Source organism: Bacteroides sp. AN502(2024) (assembly GCF_041227145.1).
Lineage (GTDB): Bacteria > Bacteroidota > Bacteroidia > Bacteroidales > Bacteroidaceae > Bacteroides.
Map to the genome: position 1 here is coordinate 1303841 of NZ_JBGFSP010000003.1, position 21391 is coordinate 1325231.

Annotated in this window: 17 protein-coding genes; 7 read left to right on the forward strand and 10 right to left on the reverse strand. The window is 44.4% G+C overall.

What is annotated here, in order from left to right; genetic code table 11:
• Positions 1 to 32: 32 nt before the first annotated feature.
• The 6 genes from AB9N12_RS05155 to folP form a co-directional block, all read right to left on the reverse strand.
• On the reverse strand, positions 33 to 1004 hold the full coding sequence (locus AB9N12_RS05155; RefSeq protein WP_369890260.1) for a glycoside hydrolase family 43 protein: 972 nt from the start codon (positions 1002 to 1004) through the stop codon (positions 33 to 35).
• Positions 1005 to 1033: 29 nt separating this feature from the next.
• Positions 1034 to 3379 carry a beta-galactosidase gene (locus tag AB9N12_RS05160; RefSeq protein WP_369890262.1) on the reverse strand — a complete coding sequence of 782 codons (2346 nt, stop codon included), beginning with the start codon at positions 3377 to 3379 and terminating at the stop codon, positions 1034 to 1036.
• Positions 3380 to 3528: 149 nt separating this feature from the next.
• Entirely contained in the window at positions 3529 to 4011 is a 483-nt protein-coding gene (locus AB9N12_RS05165; protein WP_369890264.1) for a hypothetical protein, read from the reverse strand.
• 53 nt (positions 4012 to 4064) lie between these two features.
• Positions 4065 to 4319 carry a hypothetical protein gene (locus AB9N12_RS05170; RefSeq protein ID WP_369890266.1) on the reverse strand — a complete coding sequence of 85 codons (255 nt, stop codon included), beginning with the start codon at positions 4317 to 4319 and terminating at the stop codon, positions 4065 to 4067.
• 40 nt (positions 4320 to 4359) lie between these two features.
• Positions 4360 to 5124 carry a diadenylate cyclase CdaA gene (cdaA, locus tag AB9N12_RS05175; RefSeq protein WP_369890268.1) on the reverse strand — a complete coding sequence of 255 codons (765 nt, stop codon included), beginning with the start codon at positions 5122 to 5124 and terminating at the stop codon, positions 4360 to 4362.
• A gap of 11 nt (positions 5125 to 5135) precedes the next feature.
• Positions 5136 to 6002, reverse strand: coding sequence for a dihydropteroate synthase (gene folP, locus AB9N12_RS05180; protein WP_369890270.1), 867 nt, complete (start codon positions 6000 to 6002; stop codon positions 5136 to 5138).
• A 149-nt stretch (positions 6003 to 6151) separates the two neighbouring features.
• Here folP and murF point away from each other — a divergent pair, with 149 nt between their 5' ends.
• The gene (gene murF, locus AB9N12_RS05185) at positions 6152 to 7450 is read left to right on the forward strand and encodes a UDP-N-acetylmuramoyl-tripeptide--D-alanyl-D-alanine ligase (RefSeq protein WP_369890272.1); all 1299 of its coding nucleotides are present in this window, start codon (positions 6152 to 6154) and stop codon (positions 7448 to 7450) included.
• A gap of 89 nt (positions 7451 to 7539) precedes the next feature.
• On the opposite strand, the gene AB9N12_RS05190 is transcribed toward murF, so the two are convergent.
• Complete coding sequence (locus tag AB9N12_RS05190; protein WP_369890274.1) at positions 7540 to 7950, reverse strand: hypothetical protein; 411 nt, start codon at positions 7948 to 7950, stop codon at positions 7540 to 7542.
• A gap of 102 nt (positions 7951 to 8052) precedes the next feature.
• Between AB9N12_RS05190 and AB9N12_RS05195 the strand changes: the two genes are divergently transcribed.
• Both AB9N12_RS05195 and AB9N12_RS05200 read left to right on the forward strand, forming a co-directional pair.
• Complete coding sequence (locus AB9N12_RS05195; RefSeq protein ID WP_369890276.1) at positions 8053 to 9423, forward strand: sodium-dependent transporter; 1371 nt, start codon at positions 8053 to 8055, stop codon at positions 9421 to 9423.
• A complete protein-coding gene (locus AB9N12_RS05200) occupies positions 9423 to 10334 on the forward strand; it encodes a ComEA family DNA-binding protein (protein ID WP_369890278.1) in 912 nt (303 codons plus the stop codon). The genes AB9N12_RS05195 and AB9N12_RS05200 overlap by 1 nt, the downstream gene beginning before the upstream one ends.
• A 180-nt stretch (positions 10335 to 10514) precedes the next feature.
• On the opposite strand, the gene AB9N12_RS05205 is transcribed toward AB9N12_RS05200, so the two are convergent.
• From AB9N12_RS05205 to AB9N12_RS05215, 3 genes are read right to left on the reverse strand one after another with little or no spacing between them, the layout of a single operon-like run.
• A complete protein-coding gene (locus AB9N12_RS05205) occupies positions 10515 to 11171 on the reverse strand; it encodes an ABC transporter ATP-binding protein (protein ID WP_369892811.1) in 657 nt (218 codons plus the stop codon).
• A gap of 7 nt (positions 11172 to 11178) precedes the next feature.
• Entirely contained in the window at positions 11179 to 11913 is a 735-nt protein-coding gene (locus tag AB9N12_RS05210; RefSeq protein WP_369890280.1) for a ThiF family adenylyltransferase, read from the reverse strand.
• The gene (locus tag AB9N12_RS05215; RefSeq protein WP_369890282.1) at positions 11895 to 14030 is read right to left on the reverse strand and encodes a cation:proton antiporter; all 2136 of its coding nucleotides are present in this window, start codon (positions 14028 to 14030) and stop codon (positions 11895 to 11897) included. Before AB9N12_RS05215 ends, AB9N12_RS05210 begins: the two co-directional genes overlap by 19 nt.
• 514 nt (positions 14031 to 14544) lie before the next feature.
• On the opposite strand from AB9N12_RS05215, the gene AB9N12_RS05220 reads away from it, so the two are divergent.
• From AB9N12_RS05220 to AB9N12_RS05235, 4 genes are all read left to right on the forward strand, one after another.
• Complete coding sequence (locus tag AB9N12_RS05220; RefSeq protein WP_369890284.1) at positions 14545 to 15552, forward strand: aspartate-semialdehyde dehydrogenase; 1008 nt, start codon at positions 14545 to 14547, stop codon at positions 15550 to 15552.
• A 243-nt stretch (positions 15553 to 15795) separates the two neighbouring features.
• Complete coding sequence (locus tag AB9N12_RS05225) at positions 15796 to 18633, forward strand: TonB-dependent receptor domain-containing protein (protein ID WP_369890286.1); 2838 nt, start codon at positions 15796 to 15798, stop codon at positions 18631 to 18633.
• Positions 18634 to 18637: 4 nt separating this feature from the next.
• Positions 18638 to 19870 carry a DUF4876 domain-containing protein gene (locus AB9N12_RS05230; RefSeq protein ID WP_369890288.1) on the forward strand — a complete coding sequence of 411 codons (1233 nt, stop codon included), beginning with the start codon at positions 18638 to 18640 and terminating at the stop codon, positions 19868 to 19870.
• The gene (locus tag AB9N12_RS05235) at positions 19863 to 21374 is read left to right on the forward strand and encodes a DUF6850 family outer membrane beta-barrel protein (RefSeq protein ID WP_369890290.1); all 1512 of its coding nucleotides are present in this window, start codon (positions 19863 to 19865) and stop codon (positions 21372 to 21374) included. Before AB9N12_RS05230 ends, AB9N12_RS05235 begins: the two co-directional genes overlap by 8 nt.
• Positions 21375 to 21391 lie beyond the last annotated feature (17 nt).

A 21391-nucleotide genomic window follows, 5' to 3' on the forward strand; every position in this document is an offset into this window, starting at 1 on the left:
TATATAGCATTAAGATTATCAATCGCAAAGTTTTATAAACTTTCCGGTTTACCATATGCCTTGAAAAGACGTCGCAATTCTTTTTGAGTAATCGGAATAACAGTACCGTGACGTGGATGGAAATCCATGCTGACAGCATGATCAATCACTTTAAAGTGTTCCAGGTCGGTACTTTCCGTAAACTGGTATTTGCCTTTCATATACACATCGTACATCAAGATATATTTATCCGAACCAATCAATGGGAAAATGCCCGCACCTTCTACCGCATCCTCCGTCTGCTGCTTATAATCATCCGATTCTGCCCACTGCCCAGAGGTCAGAGAGGAAGTAGTCGCTTTTTTTATTCCATTTCCATTCCCTTCCGTTTTGTAGAACAAATGATAGAGTCCGTCTTTATAAACAATGTCGCCGTCAATACATGATTTTCCGTTTTTCGGAAGAAACAGTGGATTCGGCACTCCTTCTATATCCGTAAAATCTTTGTTGGCATAGGCATAATAAATGATATCCGGACCATTGCCATACTGCATAGACCAGTAAACCATATACCTTCCAACTTCCTTATCATAAATAGTTTGTGGCGCCCACACACGTTTAAGGTCTTCCTGATCTGGGTATTTCTTCTGGATATTCACGACATTGGAAGTCCAGTGTACAAGGTCTTTTGATTTCAAAAGTACCATGGCACGGTTAGAACTCCATCCATTTCCGGATACCATATCTGTAACCACCATATAAAATGTTTTCCCATCTTCACAACGCAGAATATGGGGATCACGCACTCCTCCTGTCGAACTAATCACACGGGCATCAAGTACCGGCTGATTTCCATTCAAGGCTTTATAATTATATCCATCAAGACTAACAGCCATCCGGACTGCCTCTTCACTCATACGATTGCCGGTGAAGTAGACAAACAGGTAAGCAGATTGCTGGCAATACCCAGTCAGCACTCCTACAAATAGGAATGCCATAAGGATGATATATCTCTTTTTATTCATTTTATATTCAATATTTAGTGTATGATTATTTATTGAAACACAGATTTGAAATCCGCCGGTTTCACATATACGCGATACTCCTTAATCATGCCCGGATAATTCTTTTCGGCACGGGGCAGATAGCGGAAACCGGTCACGTTTTCCACTTTGCTCAAGTCAATCACCAATTGATGAGGATAAGGAACGTTGTCCACTGTCATCCAGAAAGTGGATTCCTGCAAGTCGAATATCTTGTCGGCAGTACGGTTGCCACTACGTGTTTCTTCACTATCGGCATAACGAATCTTCCAATGTTCGCGGGATACCGGCTTACCATCAGCTCCCAAGACATCAAGCTCTGCTATCGCTGCGATGTTATCATTTGCTTGCGGAGCAAGTGCTTCCAGACAGAAATAACGTCCTTTCACCGGAGTGGCAAATCGTATCTCCTGCCAGCCGTTGCCTGGAGTGAAAGCCCCTTCGTGAGCCACTTTCTCACCCGCCAGTTTCAGCCTTTCTCCATCCTTGCGGTGTGTTTCGGGAGCTTTTTCACGAAGCACATCGAGAATTGGTTTCTTCAAACCTTTGATGGAAGCTTGGGTAGGACCTTTCAAATCCAGAACAAGAATTTCATTCTCTCCTTCTTTCAACCAGCAACCCGGCATAAAGAGAGTCTGCTGCGGACCGATCTCCCAAAAACGCCCCATTGCATGACCGTTCACCCAAACCATGCCTTTCCCCCATGTGCTCATATCCAGAAAAGTATCTCCTACTTTATCCAATGTGAAGGTACTCTTGTAATAGGCAGGCATAGTCGGTAATATCTTTTCATCGCTGTATTTCTTATTTTTTATAAAGGAATAATCTACCGGGAAGTTATATACGGTCCAGTTTTTCAATTCCTTAGCCCGGTTACCCGCAATAAGTTCCACCTTTTCGGTTATTCCTTTGCGATCGTGGATGGATTTGTCAAAGTTAACACGACCCATTGCTTCCACAAGAATATCCAGTTGTGTACCTTTTTTCAGTGCAGGTAAGGTCGTTGTAAACTCTCCTTTACGACGGTCCAAACGTGCCAGGAGTTTACCGTCGGCATATATCTGCGCCCAATCGTGCACTTCCGTAATTTTCAAAGTGGTACCAGCAAGAGTAGTTTCAGTCAATGTGGTGCGATACAGAATCGTTCCCCATCCCTGATTGAATTGTTCCATCGGTTGAATATCCACCGTTTGTTTTGCCTCCGGCAGATTCGAGAAAAGCGGAGCCACTTGATGGAAGCGAAACTCGGGGATTTCAATAACAGGCAAAGCTGCGGGCACTTCAGGCAATGTCTCACCTGCCGGAAGATAGTTCTTCAACAAGTCACGAAGCAAGAAAAACTTGTCGGTGGTCCATCCGGATTCGCTAATCGGAGCATCATAATCGTATGAGCTGCACATAGCAGAGTAAGCCGGGTTATTCGCACCTCCCCAATGTCCGAAAGTCGTTCCTCCGTGAGTCATATAGAGACTGAAAGAGATGTCCCGGTCGAGCATATCCTTGATGCCCTGTACCATATCTTTTGCAGGACGTGTCTCATGCTTGCGTCCCCAGTGGTCGAACCATCCGCTCCAGAACTCGCTACACATCAATGGAGTCTCAGGACGAAGCTCCTTGAGCTTTTTAAATTGCTGTTCGATATTGGCACCCGTTCCGAAATTCACGGTCCAAATCAGGTCATCGAGCGCGTTATTGGTGAAGTTACTGCTCCAGTCACATTGAAACAGAGGTACATCGGTAAAACCGGATTCACGAACCAGGTCGCGCACGGCAGCAACATAAGGTTTGTCGATTCCATAAGAACCGTACTCATTCTCAACCTGCACCATGATGATGTTTCCCCCTTTATTCACTTGCAGCGGAGCCAGTTGCTTGCCTACTTCTTTCATAAAGATGCCTACTCGTTCCATATAATAAGGATCGAGCGTACGCAAGGCTATATCTTTTTTCTTCAACAACCACCAGGGAAGTCCTCCCATCTCCCACTCCGCACATACATACGGACCGGGACGAACAATGACATACATACCGTGTTTCTGTGCCGCACGGCAGAAAGCAGCAATATCATTCTGACCGGAAAAATCGAACGTACCTTCTTCCTGTTCATGGATATTCCAGAAAATATAAATACAAATAGTATTCATGCCTAATGCCTTGCACATCTCAATGCGATGCTCCCAATAAGCTTGCGGGATGCGGGTGTAGTGCAACTCGGCAGCCTTTACCACAAACGGTTTTCCATCCAGCAAGAATGTATTCTTGCCTACCTCAAACTTCCGTGCAGTAGTTTGCGCCTGTGCAGTACTAAAGAAAACAACTGTAAAAAGTACCAGTAAAGCAATCAATCTGTTTTTCATGGTTTATTCAAAAATAGAATTTTAATAGTATACGGCAAAGGTAGGCGATTCACCTAAAAGGAGGGCATAATTATCATTCAAAAAGGGTTGGAAATAAAGCAAAATAGCACCGATTGACGCTATTTTGCTTTATTTCATTTACTCCACAGCTATTGTTTGGCTAACCAAAGGCTAAAGAACTTATCATAAACTTCATAATAATCCCGTTCTTTAGTTATAAAATCTTTATCTAAAAGTCCATTCACAGCAGACTTCACGGAACTCGGCGAAGCCAATCCATACCGTTTGCAAAATGCCCCCGAATTAATTGCTCTTGCTTTCCCCTCTTTATTAATAGCGATAAAAACTTCTTTCTGTTTTTCCGGTAATTGGTATAACAGCTCAGCATAGGTATCCGCTGTAAAATTAATAATATAATCAATAGCCGCCTCGACCATTTCCATTCCACAAATTCCGTTATCAGGAGTTTTCAGGAAAAGCATATTCATCACTTTCTGTAAATAAAAAGTTCCGTCAGCAAAACGATCATACAATATATCAACCACTTCCGGACACAGTATTTTATGATTTTCCCGGAAATGTCTGACAGCAAACTCCCTGTATTTATCTTTCGGAATAGGTGGAAGATTCATGATTGTTACACTTTGGCAAAACGGTCGGGAAGAAGAGGTGAAAATGCTTCCCATCAAATGCCGTTGCGATCCTGCAAATACAAAACGCGTATTGCTACAATACTAATGGCCGGATTAGTAATATCGCCCAAGCTGATAGACCAAGAGGGTGTTCCTGAAATATCATAAGATATCCCGGCTTGCAAAAAAGATATAGCATTAATGAAGAGTTCCCAAACCTTTCTTCCATGCGGCTTTAATTCCTCCAAAATAGCCTTACCCAATTTATTGACCAAATCGCGCAAGGAACGTGTAGCATAAATATCCACAATAAAAGTATAAAAATGTCCATTGTTGTTTTTCCGGAAATCAGTTTTCTTTTGTCAACAAACTTTCCAGTTCTTCCGCATTCAGACGGAGGTAGAATTGTCCGCGATAGGCTACGGAGATACCTCCTGTTTCTTCTGAAACAATAATGGCATGCGCATCCGATTGCTGTGAAATCCCCATCGCTGCGCGATGTCGCAAGCCAAGCTCCTTCGGTATGTTCAAATCATGGGACACAGGAAGAATGCATCCCGCCGCCTTGATACGTTTTTTGCTGATCACCATCGCCCCATCGTGCAACGGACTATTCTTAAAAAAGATATTCTCGATTAAACGCTGATTGATTGCCGCATCAATCAATTCGCCCGTACGAACAATTTCATCCAAGGGAGTGTTATGCTCAATGACAATCAATGCTCCGACTTTTTGTTTCCCCATACTCAAACAGGCCATTACCACAGGCATGATATCATCATGCTTCAACGACTCGTTTTTCGATCCGCTAAAGAGACGGGCCAATGCACTGACATGCCGATGAGATCCTAAAGTCAAAAGGAAACGGCGGATCTCATCTTGAAAAAGCACAATCAATGCTATCACACCCACATTCATCAATGTGTCGAAAATAGAACCCAACAGTTTCATTTCCAGCACTTGTGTCACCACTAGCCAGATCAGAATGAAAACCAGAATACCCGTGAATACCTTAATAGAACCGGAAGCTTTCATCAGTTTATAGGTATAGTACAAAACAAAAGCCACCAGCAGAATATCGATAAAATCTTTTATGCCAAACTCAAAAAACATGCCCCCTCCTCTTATTTGTCATATCCGCTCTCTATTTTCAATTTCTCCGTGATCCGAACAGCTTCCACCGCCTCACGCACATCATGTACCCGCAGAATGTGCGCTCCTTTCATCAAGGCAACAGTATCCAATACGGTTGTCCCATTTAATGAATCTTGTGGGGTTCCTCCCAATAATTTATAAATCATTGATTTCCGCGAAACTCCCACTAAAACGGGAAGTTCGAAGATATGAAACTCTTCCAGATGCGCCATCAGCTCATAATTATGCTCCAATGTCTTTCCGAACCCGAATCCTGGATCGAGAATGATATCTTTCACTCCCAAGTCGCGAAGTTGCTGTACCTTACGAGCGAAATACAGAAAAACATCTTTAATCAGGTTATCATAAGACGGTTCTTTCTGCATATTCTGGGGAGTTCCCTGCATATGCATCATAATATAAGGTACTCCCAAGTTGGCGACTGTCTGAAACATCCGGTGATCCATTTCACCGGCAGCTATGTCATTAATAATAGCGACTCCATATTCTTTCACACATTCTTCCGCCACATCCGCCCGAAAAGTATCGACGGAAATAATAGCTTCGGGATGATTGCGATTCAGAATTTCCAAACCGGTGCGCAGTCTTCGCATCTCTTCTTCAGCAGAGATATTTTCAGCATTCGGGCGTGAAGAATAAGCTCCTATATCAATAATCGAAGCACCTTCATCAAGTATCTGCCGCGCCCGGGCAGCAATATCTTCTTCAGTCTGCATCCGACTGCCGGAATAAAAAGAATCAGGAGTAACATTCAAAATTCCCATCACCTGCGGAGTAGCAAGATCGAGCAACCGCCCTTTTACATTTATATAAATAGGAGATATAGATTTCATCATGGACAACATTCCTTTTAGATCGCCTACAAATGTAGACAAAAAAAGCAAGTATTCGTACTAAAAAGAAGAAATAAACGTATATTTGCAAATTATAGGAGAATCCGAAAGAATAACCTATCTTTGCAACGTTTTAAATAAAAGATCAGGTTATGAAACTTGCTGCTCTTTACCAGATTTTTCTGGATTGCCAATCAGTTACTACTGATAGCCGGAACTGCCCGGACGGTTCTTTGTTTATCGCCTTGAAAGGTGAGTCGTTCAACGGTAATGCATTTGCTAAGATAGCACTGGACTCCGGATGCGCATTTGCCATTATCGATGAGGCCGAATATGCCATAGAAGGCGATCAGCGATATATACTTGTAGACAACTGTCTGCAAACAATGCAGCAGCTTGCCAACTATCATCGCCGCCAACTCGGGACACGGGTAATCGGCATTACCGGAACCAACGGAAAGACGACCACCAAAGAATTAATATCCAGCGTTCTCTGCCAAGCTCATAACGTGCTTTATACCTTAGGCAATCTCAACAATCACATCGGTGTGCCGACCACCCTGCTACGACTGAAGCCGGAACATGACCTTGCTGTCATAGAGATGGGCGCCAATCATCCGGGAGAAATCAAGTTTCTTTGCGAAATAGCCGAACCGGATTATGGCATTATCACCAACGTAGGCAAGGCTCACTTGGAAGGATTCGGTTCTTTCGAAGGAGTGATCAAGACCAAAGGAGAATTGTATGATTTCCTTCGTAAGAGTACCGAGGCAACGACCTTCATCCATTATGACAACACCTATTTAATGAATATTGCACAAGGATTGAATTTGATTCCTTATGGAACAGAAGATGATCTCTATGTCAACGGTCGGATTATCGGTAATTCACCTTATCTCGCTTTCGAGTGGAAAGCCGGAAAGGACGGTGAACGCCATCAGGTTCACACACAGTTAATCGGAGAATATAATTTCCCGAATGCCTTGGCTGCCATCACCCTCGGACGTTTCTTCGGAGTGGAAGCAAAGAAGATCGACGAAGCTTTGGAAGGGTATACACCACAAAACAATCGTTCCCAACTTAAAAAGACCCAAGATAACACATTGATTATCGACGCATATAATGCAAACCCGACCAGTATGATGGCTGCCTTGCAAAACTTCCGGAACATGACAGCCCCTCACAAGATGCTCATAGTAGGAGATATGCGCGAACTAGGTGCTGAAAGCTCGGCCGAACATCAGAAAGTAGTTGATTACATCAAAGAAAGTGGTTTTGAGAAAGTATGGCTCGTAGGAGAACAGTTTGCCGCAAGCGAACATTCTTTTAAAACTTACGCCAATGTGCAGGAAGTTATAAAGGAGCTGCAAGCTGACACACCCCAAGGATATACCATTCTTATCAAAGGCTCTAACGCGATCAGCCTTAGCTCGACGGTAGAGTATTTGTAAACGGAAAGAACAACAAGAGACTGTCTAACAAGTCCTATTTTAACGATTTCACCCCTGCCAGAATATGTTTTGGCAGGGGTGACTTCTAATTACTGAGACCTATTAGACAGCCTCTTATTCATCATCCTAGGACGTACGACATAATAGGCTACTAAACTAGCCAGAAAGGCTCCTGTACTGTTAGCAGCAAAATCCAACCAGTCTCCACCCCGGTAAGTAGTACAATACTCCTGCAGTAATTCTACACAACCGCTAAAAAGTACAGGACAGAGGAATGCACCTACCCACGCATGCCACATCGGAGCATTGTCTCTGCGATGCGCACGCAGAAATTCCAGCCACAACATGCCCGACATGCCCAAATACATACAGACATGAACCAGTTTGTCGAGATTGGGAATTTCATTTAAATCCGTCTTAGGCGGTTTAAAGAACGACAGATAAACCACTGTCAGAATAATAAAAAGCGAGATCGGATATTTCTTAATATAAGACAGCACATCTAAATAATATTACAATTATCGTGCAAATATAAGTATCATTTTCTATATTTGCATTTTATACCTGCATTTTATAACGATTTGTAAGATAAAACAATATTTATGGCAAAAAATGATAGAGCAAACTTTGGCAGTAAATTAGGGGTCATACTCGCTTCGGCCGGCTCTGCGGTCGGACTGGGTAATATATGGAGATTTCCCTATGAAACGGGAAATCATGGAGGTGCGGCATTTATATTGATCTATTTAGGCTGCATCTTTCTTCTGGGACTGCCTATTATGATTGCCGAGTTTCTGATAGGACGCCGTTCGAGAGCCAACACAGCAAGAGCATATCAGAAATTAGCCCCTGGAACACATTGGCGTTGGGTAGGACGCATGGGAGTACTGGCCGGCTTCCTGATACTTAGTTATTATACCGTAGTAGCAGGCTGGACACTTGAATATATTCTTGAAGCTGCGACCAACGGCTTTGCCGGGAAAAACTCCGAAGAGTTCATCTCTTCTTTCCAGCAATTCTCCAGTAGTCCGTGGAGACCGGTTGTATGGTTGGTAGCCTTCCTGCTAATCACTCATTTCATCATCGTGAAAGGAGTGGAAAAAGGAATCGAAAAGTCCTCCAAAATCATGATGCCTGCCTTGTTTATCATTATCCTCATACTGGTAGTTTGCTCGGTTGCTTTGCCGGGAGCCGGTGCAGGCATTGAATTCCTGTTCAGGCCAGACTTTAGCAAAGTGAACGGAAATGTGTTTTTGAGTGCCATGGGACAGGCTTTTTTCTCTTTAAGCTTGGGAATGGGATGTCTTTGTACATACGCCTCCTATTTCAGTAAAGAAACCAACCTAACTAAAACCGCTTTCAGCGTAGGAATCATTGATACTTTTGTAGCGATACTAGCCGGTTTTATCATCTTCCCGGCCGCTTTTTCCGTAGGCATACAACCAGATTCAGGTCCGAGCCTAATCTTTATCACACTGCCTAATGTATTCCAACAGGCATTCAGCGGAGTCCCCATACTGGCATATATATTCTCTGTCATGTTCTACGCGTTGTTGGCGATGGCAGCTTTAACTTCCACCATTTCCCTGCACGAAGTAGTAACCGCTTATTTACATGAGGAGTTCAAGCTTTCCCGTGGGAAATCAGCCAGGTTAGTCACCGGAGGTTGTATTTTCCTAGGAATATTCTGCTCATTATCATTGGGAGTCATGAACGGATTTACGATTTTCGGACTGAATATGTTCGACCTCTTCGACTTCTTAACAGCTAAAATCATGTTACCACTTGGCGGATTGTGTATTTCGCTCTTCACCGGATGGTATCTGGACAAAAAGATCGTATGGTCGGAGGTTACCAATAACGGTTCATTAAAGATACCGGCATACAAACTCATAATCTTTATATTAAAATACATCGCCCCCATCGCCATCTCACTGATATTTATCAATGAACTGGGATTAATCAATCTATAATGTGGAAAGACTTCCTTTACTATACCAAAACTGAACGACAGGGCATTATCGTTCTTGTTGTTCTCATTTTAGGAGTATATGCCGCTCCTAAACTCTTCTCCTTTTTCTCTCGCGTTGAAGATACCGGTTGCGCAGAGAATGAGAAGTTCGATAAAGAATATAACGACTTTATTTCTTCCCTCCGAGAAACCCAACCTCGCCCAAAGTCCGATCATTCATTTCAATCATCCCCTCAAAGGGAGATCAAACTTGCGATGTTCGATCCGAATACTGCGGACTCCGCCACTTTCCTGTCACTCGGACTACCGTCCTGGATGGCTAGGAACATTCTGCGTTATCGCAATAAACAAGGCAAATTCCGCCATCCGGAGGATTTCCGAAAGATCTATGGGCTAACGGAAGAACAATACCGGACCCTTTATCCCTATATTCAAATTAGAAAAGATTTCAATTCAAAGGATACGGTACGATTGTTAACCATACCAAGCATACAACGGGACACACTCATGAAATATTCCCCCGGAACAATCATCAGCCTCAACTCCGCAGATACCACCGAACTGAAAAAGATTCCGGGAATCGGAAGCAGCATTGCCCGGATGATTGTGAATTACCGCGAACGGCTGGGAGGCTTTTCCCGGATAGAGCAGTTGCAGGAGATTCATCTAAAGGTAGACAAACTCCGTCCGTGGTTTTCCATTGACACCCATCAAACACGCCGCATCAATTTAAACAAAGCCGGCATGGAACGAATGATGCATCATCCATACATAAACTACTACCAGGCAAAGGCTATCATAGAATATCGGAAAAAGAAAGGACCCTTAAAAAGTCTGAAGCAATTATCTCTTTACGAGGAGTTCACTCCTACTGATCTCGAACGGATCGAGCCCTACATTTGTTATAATTAATAAAAAAAGATGCATTCCTATCACCACAGACAAGAATGCATCACACACAAACAAAACAAACACTCTACTATCATCTTCACAGACTTCCGTAGAGAAGGGACTATAAATGTATGGCTAAAAGACAGAACACTTACAAGGCTCCGCCTTTTCATATATATTTTTATACATTAAACTCTCCAATTAATCTTTTTTAATCATACCATCCACTATATGAACCGTCCGGTCCGTAATTTCGGCAAGCCCTTCGTCATGCGTCACGATGACAAAAGTCTGCCCCAGCCGATCCCTCAAATCAAAAAACAGTTGATGTAAATCTTCTTTATTATGTGTATCCAAACTGCCGGATGGTTCGTCAGCCAGAATAACAGCCGGTTCATTGATCAAAGCCCGTGCTACCGCCACCCGTTGTTTCTCACCTCCCGACAATTCGTTCGGTTTATGAGAAGCCCGGTCAACCAGTCCCATAAAATCCAGAATCTTCACAGCACGTTCGTGTACCTCCTTCGAAGATACCCCGGCGATTAGGGCGGGAATCATCACATTTTCCAATGCCGTGAACTCCGGCAATAGTTGGTGAAACTGGAAAACAAACCCAATATTCTTATTGCGAAAAGCGGATAGTTCTTTCTCTTTCATCCGGCTCACCACGGTTCCGTCAATCGCTACCATACCTGCGTCCGGTTCATCCAAAGTACCCATTATCTGCAATAACGTAGTTTTACCCGCACCACTCGGGCCTACAATACTAACAATCTCTCCTTTGTTGATTTCCAGGTCAATGCCTTTCAACACCTGTAATGAGCCGAAACTCTTCGTAATCCCCTCTAGCTTTATCATCATAGCCTTATAATCGTTTAATGACATATTCAGCCAGATAGCACCCAAACACGGCCGGCATGTAACTGACTGTCCCACATGTCGATTTCTTATTCTGTTCATCCTCCGTCAGCAATACAGCTTTCGGATCGGCTTGTTCCGTACTGAACACCACCGGAAGTTTCCGTTTCATTCCCATCTTCTGCAAACGCTTCCGCACAGCCTTACTCAAACCGCAATGATACGTCTCCCAAAGATCGGCAAAACGAACCTGGGTGATGTCGCTCTTCGCCCCTGCTCCCATACTGGAGACAATCTTTATGTGACGCCTCATCGCTTCATAAATCAGAAAGCATTTCGGACTGATCGTATCAATGGCATCCACAATAAAATCATAAGTACCGGCATCCAGCAGTTCCGGTATATTTTCATCTTTCAGGTAAACAGACAGGACAGTCAGCTCAATCGCCGGATTTATATCTCTATAACGGGCTGCCAACACCTCCGCTTTCGTTCTCCCCAGCGTGGAATGCATGGCCGGCAACTGACGGTTCAGATTGGTAAGCTGCACTGTATCGGCATCTACAATCGTCATCCGTCCGACCCCTGCACGGCAAATCAGCTCGGCGGCATAAGCACCTACTCCACCCAGTCCCACGACCAATACGTGTGCATTCCGAATGCGCTCTATCTTTTCCTCCCCTAATAGGAGTTTCGTTCTCTGTTGCCAATCATTTCTGTCCATTAGTTTTTCTTTAACCATTTATAAAACCATTTACCAACCTTCTCATAATGTTGCGACTCATTATACCCGCGAGGATCGGAGAATGACACAATTTCCTGCGGTTCGCCAAACTGGTCGGGATACAAAATAATCAAACTATTATTAGAGAAATATTTTCCTAATTGTGTCGGCAGACGCTCAAAAGAGGGATCATAAGAGATAGATCCGCGACGGGCAGAGATAACGACCAATAAATGGTCATAATTCACCTGCCCTGTCAACAGCAAGAGATCCTCCCACTCCTCCAATATGGAGAATTCCGTCGGGGTACCTGCATGTCGCTTTTTCACAAGTTGCTGAACACGCATCAACGTACGCTCATTGGCAAAGAAATGCACCCGACAGCCCAAGATACTTCCCATACGGCAGAAGTGTTCCACCCATTTAGAGAACCCCGATTCATATTCAGCCTTCGGCGGAACGGCAATATTGATTCGACGCAAGGTATTGACAGGCATCAGGAATTTGGCAATCATCACTTCACGATGCGTACCTTTCAGCAGACTTTCAGCCAGATGTCCGAAGAAAGAGTCGACAATATTTGCCTTCCGGTGCAGACCGATCACAATATCCGTAGCTTCATACTCTTTGATGGTATGGATAATCCCCGAAGCGATATTCAAATCATAACGACTCACCATCGTCACAGGCACATCAGCGGCAGCGGCAATCATGGCAGCCTTCTCCAGATTACGTTTACCCTGCTGTTCTTTCTTCTCCGAGCTATTATTATCATTGATAACGTTCAACGCCACCAATGCGTTTTTCTGCTTGGCATCCTTTATCACTAAAGCCAGATTAACCAGATCTTCAATCGTCTCCGGATTAGCGACTGGAATCAAGATTTGTTCCTTATTTATCTGTTTAGCTTCTTCTTCCTCTTGCACATTGTCATCCAAAGCAAAACGACGGGCCGAACGTTCGGTCACCAAAGAACTGATGATACAAGTGAACAGTATCATCACTACCGTACCGTTCAAGACATCGTCATTCAACAACCGCTCTCCATTCTCCATGATGATCTCGTGCCCTATCAATACCGCTGCCAATGTAGCCGCCGCCTGCGCATTACTCAGACCGAATATCATGCTCCGTTCGTTCGACTGCATCCGATAGACCTTTTGTGTGATCCAGGCAGCCAGCCATTTACTAAAGGTTGCCACCACTGTCATCACAACGGCTACCTTCAATGCTTCGCCTCCGGTAAACAGGCTTCTCACATCAATAATCATTCCGACACCAATCAGGAAATAGGGAATAAACAACGCATTTCCCACAAATTCCAACCGGTTCATTAAAGGAGATACATGGGGTATCAGGCGATTCAATACCAAACCGGCCAGAAAAGCTCCCAAGATTCCTTCCATTCCTACAAATTCCATCAATCCTCCTCCGAGGAAAACCATCGCCAGCACAAACACAAACTGCATCACGCTGTCATCATACTTCCGGAAGAACCAACGCCCGATACGGGGGAAAAAGAATACAATCAGGAATCCGAGGAAGGCCACTTTGACTACAAGAAATACCCAGAACCAGCCATCGGCAGTTCCCTTAAACATGCCTCCTATGACGGCAAGAATAATCAAAGCCAGAGTGACGGTGACAGCAGTACCACCAATGGTGATATTGACACTGCGTAAACGCGACAGTCCATAACGACTAATAATAGGATAGGCAATTAAGGTGTGGGAAGCATACATACTTGCCAACAATACTGCCGTGAGAAAACCGTACCCCAGCACACTCATACTGCTCCATATCCCCAACGCCATAGGAATCAGAAAGGTAAGCCAGCCGAACACGAAACTTTTCGTCCGGTTCTTCTTGAAATCCTCCATATCCATCTCGAGACCGGCAAGGAACATGATATAATAGAGTCCTACTTTGCCGAACAGTTCGAAACTACTGTCACGGTCGAGCACATGAAAGCCGTGCTCGCCAATCAGTACACCTGCCAGAATCATACCTATAATATGAGGTATATGGAGACGCCCCAGAATCATCGGAGCAAAAAGAATGATTATCAGTACCAAAAAGAATACCCAGGTCGGATCAGAAATAGGCAACGTTAAATGAAGATCAAACAGGTTCATAGACGGTGGTTTTAGGATTTCTCTGCAAAGGAACAAAAAAGTTCGCAGAATCACAATGAATGTTCTGACGTATTATCATTAGTCAATTACTCACCTTACTACTTCTTTTCCCCCGCTTACCTATCAGGATATATTTCGTTAGGCACTTTTATTTCGGATGACTATAGTCTTCCTTACGGATAACTATAGTTTCCCTTGCGAATAACTATAGTCAAACGCAAGGGAGACTATAGTCAAACGAAGTAATAATAGGCAATAAAGATAATCTAATCGGGCAACCCAACCAATCCGATTCGCGTCGCGACGGAGAAGGAGTCACTTTGCGTACAGTTATCCTGTCCCGATAACATCACCTGATGATACGTAAGGTTCAAGTAATCCGTCGAAAAGCTGAAATATTTCTCTCAAAAACAATGTTTATATACTAATTTGTTATAATTTTGCAGTCAAATCTTTCCGATTCGACAGGATGAAGGAGAGAAATTCAATATTCACAATTTAACAGAAGATAAAGATGAAAGTAGCTATTGTTGGCGTAAGCGGAGCCGTAGGACAAGAGTTCCTGCGCGTGCTCGATGAGAGAAATTTCCCGTTGGATGAGTTAGTTTTGTTCGGTTCTAAACGTAGTGCCGGAACAACCTATACTTTCCGCGGTAAACAGATCGAGGTGAAACTCTTACAACACAACGATGACTTTAAAGGGGTAGACATTGCTTTCACTTCTGCCGGTGCAGGAACATCCAAGGAGTTCGAAAAAACAATCACCAAGTATGGTGCTGTGATGATCGACAACTCCAGCGCTTTCCGTATGGATACCGATGTGCCTTTAGTGGTACCTGAAGTAAATGCAGAAGATGCATTGGAACGTCCGCGCGGTGTTATTGCCAATCCGAATTGTACGACTATCCAGATGGTCGTTGCACTGAAAGCCATCGAACAGCTTTCTCATATAAAAACCGTACACGTATCTACCTATCAGGCAGCAAGTGGTGCGGGTGCCGCTGCCATGGACGAATTGTACGAACAATATCGTCAGGTATTGGCTAATGAGCCTGTGACTGTGGAGAAGTTTGCCTATCAGTTGGCTTTCAACCTGATTCCGCAGATCGACGTGTTTACAGAAAACGGCTATACGAAAGAAGAGATGAAGATGTATAATGAAACGCGTAAGATCATGCATTCTGACGTAAAGGTTAGTGCAACTTGTGTACGTGTTCCCGCACTACGCGCTCACTCTGAAAGTATTTGGATAGAAACGGAACGTCCGATTTCCGTAGAAGAGGCTCGTGAAGCATTCGCTAACGGCGAAGGGCTGGTTTTACAGGACAATCCTGCCGAAAAAGAATACCCGATGCCGTTGTTCCTGGCAGGTAAAGACCCGGTATACGTAGGCCGTATCCGCAAAGATCTGACAAACGAAAACGGACTGACTTTCTGGATTGTAGGTGACCAGATCAAGAAGGGGGCTGCCCTGAACGCTGTTCAGATTGCCGAATATCTGATTAAAGTAAAAAATATCTAATATAGCGCGACTGGAAATAAGATCCGGACAACTATAGATAAGCCCGATAAATCAACCGGCTTGCACTGTGATGGCGATCACAATGCAAGCCGGTTTTTATTCTCCCAAGTGCAATCAAATAAAAATACCTATTTGCAAGTAGGGTAGGCTAATCAGTTGTAGGTATCTTCATTTAACCGAAATACCTATTTATGGCGATTGACGAAAATTCGGTTTTTACCGAATTTTGCACAAAAGTTATCTATGAAATATTGTATTTTTAATATAGCATTTTGGGGGCTACTGTTTTTCAATGTAGTTGAGGTCGCTGCTAATTCAAACATCTATACAATCTCGGGACGTGTGACCGAAGCCGAGACAAACTCCCCCTTACCCGGTGCTTCCATTCTCATTAAAGGTACCTATTTATGGGCCGTATCCAATCAGAAAGGAGAATTTACGATACATGGAGTACAGGAGGGAAAATATAATCTGGAGGTTTCTTTTCTTGGATATGTGCCGGCGACAATTCCCGTAAATGTACACAGCAATATCAATCACCTTCCTATCCTACTCAAAGAAAACACACTTGCACTGGATGATGTAGTCGTTACTGCACAAGCTCCCAAGAATGAATTGAATACCACACTCACTATCGGAAATAATGCGTTGGAACACCTACAGGTGTCGAACGTGAGCGATATCTCCGCTCTCCTTCCGGGAGGAAAGACCCGAGTGCCGGATCTCACCGCCAACCATATCTTCTCCTTACGTGACGGAGGGTCAACAGCCGGTAATGCCGCATTCGGAACAGCTGTGGAAGTGGATGGGGTCCGTATTGGAAACAATGGTTCGTTTGGCAAGATGAGCGGAGTGGATACCCGGCATATTACTGTCGCGAATATTGAATCGGTAGAGGTCATCACCGGAGTGCCTTCGGCAGAATATGGAGACTTGAATAGTGGAATGGTCAAGATTCACACCCGAAAAGGAAAAACACCCTGGAACATATTGCTATCTGTCAATCCTCGCACCGAACAGGTTTCATTTGCCAAAGGATTGGATTTAGGAAACGACAAAGGAGTCATCAACATAAACGGTGAGTGGACCAAAGCTACTCAGAAGTTGGTATCTCCCTATTCTTCTTATACGAGGAGGGGATTCTCTGCCGGATATAGCAACACATTCCGCAACGTATTGAGATTCGACATCGGTGTTACAGGCAATATCGGAGGAATGAATACCAAAGATGATCCCGATGCCTATTCGGGAGAATACAAGAAAGTGAGAGATAACGTATTCCGGGCAAACACGTCACTCGCCTGGCGGATCAATCAATCGTGGATAACCAACCTCAAGTTCGACGCATCGATATATTACAATGATAACAACTCCCACGCGCATACGTTCTACTCGTATGCATCGGAGCAACCGGCTGTTCATGCCATGCAGGAAGGATATTTTATGGCAAACAAACTGCCATATACCTACTTTGCCGACCCAATCATCGACTCCAAAGAGCTGGATTATGCCGCGTCATTAAAGTACGAATGGAACAGGCGGTTGAAGGCTGTAAACAGCAACCTGAAAGCGGGTGTTCAGTGGAAAGCAACAGGAAATGTGGGTCAAGGAGAATTTTACCAAGATCCTTCATTGGCTCCGAACGGCTACCGCCCCCGCCCTTACACGACTTATCCATATATGCATAATGTTTCAGTTTATGCAGAAGAGAGTCTGTCATTTCCCGTGGGAAATACCATGCTTAGACTGATGGCAGGGGTGCGTTGGGAACATTTGTTTATCAAGGGAACGAACTATAAAAATCTGAATACTCTATCTCCACGTTTCAATGCCAGATGGCAGTTGAACGAATCTATCGCTATCCGTGGCGGTTGGGGAATTACCGAAAAACTGCCCTCTTTCCATACCTTGTACCCCCAACAGGAATATCGGGACATACAGACCTTCGGCTTTTCCTATAATAAGATGGAATCATCTTATATATATTATAGTCAGCCCTACACGTTATTGCACAATGAGAACCTCCGGTGGCAACGGAATCAGAACGCAGAAATCGGTCTGGACGTCAACATCGCCCGTACCAACATTTCATTAGTCGGCTATTTCAACCGTACCAAGCTGCCGTATAAATACACAAATACCTATACTCCGTTCTCCTACGATGTTCTCCAATTGCCGGAGGGATTCACGATGCCTGCTAATCCGCAAATCCATGTGGACAACCAGACAGGAATGGTTTACATACGCGACAATGCATCCAGTTACTGGACTCCTATGGATGTCAAAGTGACCGACCGGACTTTTGTAAAGTCAACGTCTCCCGACAATGGGAGGGACGTGATTCGTCGCGGAGCGGAAATGATCGTTGATTTCCCGGAAATCACGCCGATTCGCACCCAGTTCCGGATAGATGCGGCTTATACTTATACGAAAAATATCGACCACTCTTTATCGTATTATTATCAGAATGGATGGTCGCACACCAGTCTCGCCAATCGTTCTTACCAATATGTAGGTATCTACGCCAATGGAGACAACTTATCGAGTACAGCCAACGGCAAGCGCACCCACTCGCTGGATGCCAATGTCACAGCCATCACCCGCATTCCCAAAGCCAGACTGATTATCTCGTGTCGGCTGGAAGGTTCGCTAGTGAAGCGTTCGCAGAATATCTCCGAATACCAAGGAAAAGAATATGCGTTCAATGTGAGTGAAAACGGTAATGTCCCAACCGGAGGAAGTATCTATGACGGCAATTCCTATACTGCTATCTGGCCCGTGGCATACCTCGATCTGAATAATGAGATGCATCCTTTCACGCCAGCGGAAGCCGCGAATCCGGAATTTTCCTACCTGATACGCAAATCGGGCAATGCCTATACATTCGCTGCAGACGGATATGATCCTTATTTTTCTGCCAATATCAATATCACCAAAGAGATTGGAGACTATGTATCCCTTTCTCTCAATGCGATTAATTTCACCAACTCACGGCCTTATGTAAAATCTCATGCAACGGGTGTAAGCGCTCTTTTCACCCCGGATTTCTATTATGGACTTACTTGCCGCATCAAATTCTAACTATATGAAGCAATCCATCTACATATTACTACTCACAGTGACCGGCATCTTTACAGGATGCACGGATATCGATAAAGAGAATCCGTATGACAACCAATTGCACAGCCTGCAGGTTATCGCCGTATATCCGGACGGATACACGGAGCATCTCCGGGAAGGAGTGACGGTAAAGATTGAAGATGTCGACCGTGGAAATTCTTACAAGGCTAAAACCGACAAGAATGGGGTGGCGCAATTTTCTCTGACCCAAGGTATATACCGTGTGCAAATCAGTGACAAAGACGGACAGGATATTTTCAACGGGTTAGCTGATCATGTAAAGCTGACCGGTAGTGATATTTCTCTTCATCTTCCGCTGATTCATTCCAGAGCCGGAACGATCGTGATTAAAGAGATTTACTGCGGGGGATGTAGCAGGTTACCGCTGGAAGGGAATTATCAGTCCGACAAGTACATGATCCTGCATAATAACGGCTCGGAAGTGCAATATCTGGATAGCTTGTGTTTCGGAGCGCTCGATCCTTACAATTCACAAGCCACCAATGTATGGGTGACACAGGACGAAGCAACCGGAGCAACCATCTTCCCCACCTTCGCTCCTATCGCACAATGCATCTGGCAGTTTGGCGGTACCGGCAAAACTTTTCCGCTTCAACCGGGAGAGGATGCGGTGATTGCCATCAACGGAGCAGTTGACCATGCGGCACAATATCCGCAATCTGTGAATCTGAACAAACCCGGATATTTTGTATGTTACAACAATGTTTATTTCCCGAACACACAATATCATCCGGCTCCCGGCGATCGGATTACACCGGATCATTACCTGAACGTAGTGTTGAAAACAGGACAGGCGAACGCTTATACATTCTCCATCTTTTCTCCGGCCACGATTATTTTTAAAGCCAAGGATACTACGATACAGGACTTCGTTCTTAAAGAAGGCAGCGTCATACAGAAGCCGGGAAGCACCACCGAACGGGTGATAACGGTACCGTTTGACTGGGTGATTGATGGGACGGAGGTGTATTATGGCGGTTCCTCCAGCAATAAAAAGCGCATTTCCCCATCCATCGATGCGGGATATGTCACTCAAAGTGCCACGTACAACGGACGCAGTTTATGCCGTCATGTGGATGAAAAGGCGACACAGGAAGAGGGTTATGAAGTACTGGTAGATACGAACAATTCTTCTACCGATTTTTATGAACGGGAAAAACAATCTTTGCATGAGTGAGATGAAGAAAATATATATAACAGGTCTTTGGATTCTATGTCTGACATCCGGAGTTTCGGCGCAGACTTATGACATCATCGAACGCCGTAACTCTTGGAATGCCGGGGCAAATGTCACCGGCATCATGACGGACAGTCTCTCTGCTTCTTATGCCGAACTGTACGGAAAGAATAACCACGGTGATTTCCGCAACTATTACGAAGCAAAAGAAGCATGGAGTGCCGGAGCGGTAGCAAAGTCCATCACTCATCTGAAAGGCTATTCGCTGACAGGTTCATTCTCCTTCGACCATACTTCCGGCAGGGATATGAGCGGTTCGATGTTCACCCACCCGGGATTTTATCCCGTCAATCTCCTGGAGTTCACGCCCGGACGTAAAAACTTACAAACCTATACTTTCATGGGTGGTATTGCAACCGATATTGCACCCAACTGGCGATTGGGAGGAAAGATTGACTTTGCCGCATCCAACTATTCCAAACGAAAAGACTTGAGGCATACCAATTACCGGCTGGATTTGAAAATAGTTCCCAGCGTCATGTATCATTCAGGAGATATGGCAATCGGGGTTTCCTATATCCTCGGTAAAAACAGCGAATCTGTGAAAGCAGAAGTCATCGGCACAGCCGAGAAATCTTACAATGCTTTTCTGGATAAAGGGCTTATGTATGGAACCTACGAGGCATGGGACGGTAGCGGAATCCATCTCAGCGAATCGGGTATCAACGGTTTCCCCATCAAAGAATGGTTGAACGGGGGAGCCTTGCAGCTTCAATGGAAAGGTTTTTACGGAGATATTGAATACACATACTCTTCAGGTTCTGCCGGTGAAAGAGATGCCATCTGGTTTAAATTCCCCACTCACCGGATTACTTCCCAGTTGAGTTACCATTTCAAACAGGAGAAGAAAGAGCATTTTTTACGGCTGAACCTGCAATGGTCACATCTGGTCAACAACGAGAATGTGATAACTAAAGAAACGATGAACGGGATAACGACTACTTATATACACGGGGCCAACCGCATTTTTGAGCAGGACGTTTTCTCCGTCCATCCTGAATATGAATTCATAAGTCCCCGCACGGAACTTCGCTTGGGAACGAATATATCAACATCCAGGCGACTGGCCACACAGATGTATCCTTATGTGGTTTCGGAAAAGATGCTTTGCAGCCAAACTTATATCTCCAATGTACTTCATTGGGGCAAACTCGACCTGAAAGCGGCTGCATCCTTTACCATAGGAAACTTTACCGAGAAAAACAGGACTACGGCAACAGGTATGGAGCCGGGGGATCCGCCTTATCGGCTGACTGATTATTACCATCTGAGAAATGAATATGCAACCGCCCCGCAGGCGACATTTCATCTCGGATTGCGCTATTATTTCAACGATGAAATTTATGCGGAAATACAGGGTAGTTATACACACGGTTTCAATCTTCAATACATAGATGGTTCGAACCGTTGGAACGAGACTATCAAATTAGGATATATTTTTTGAAAACAATGAATATATAT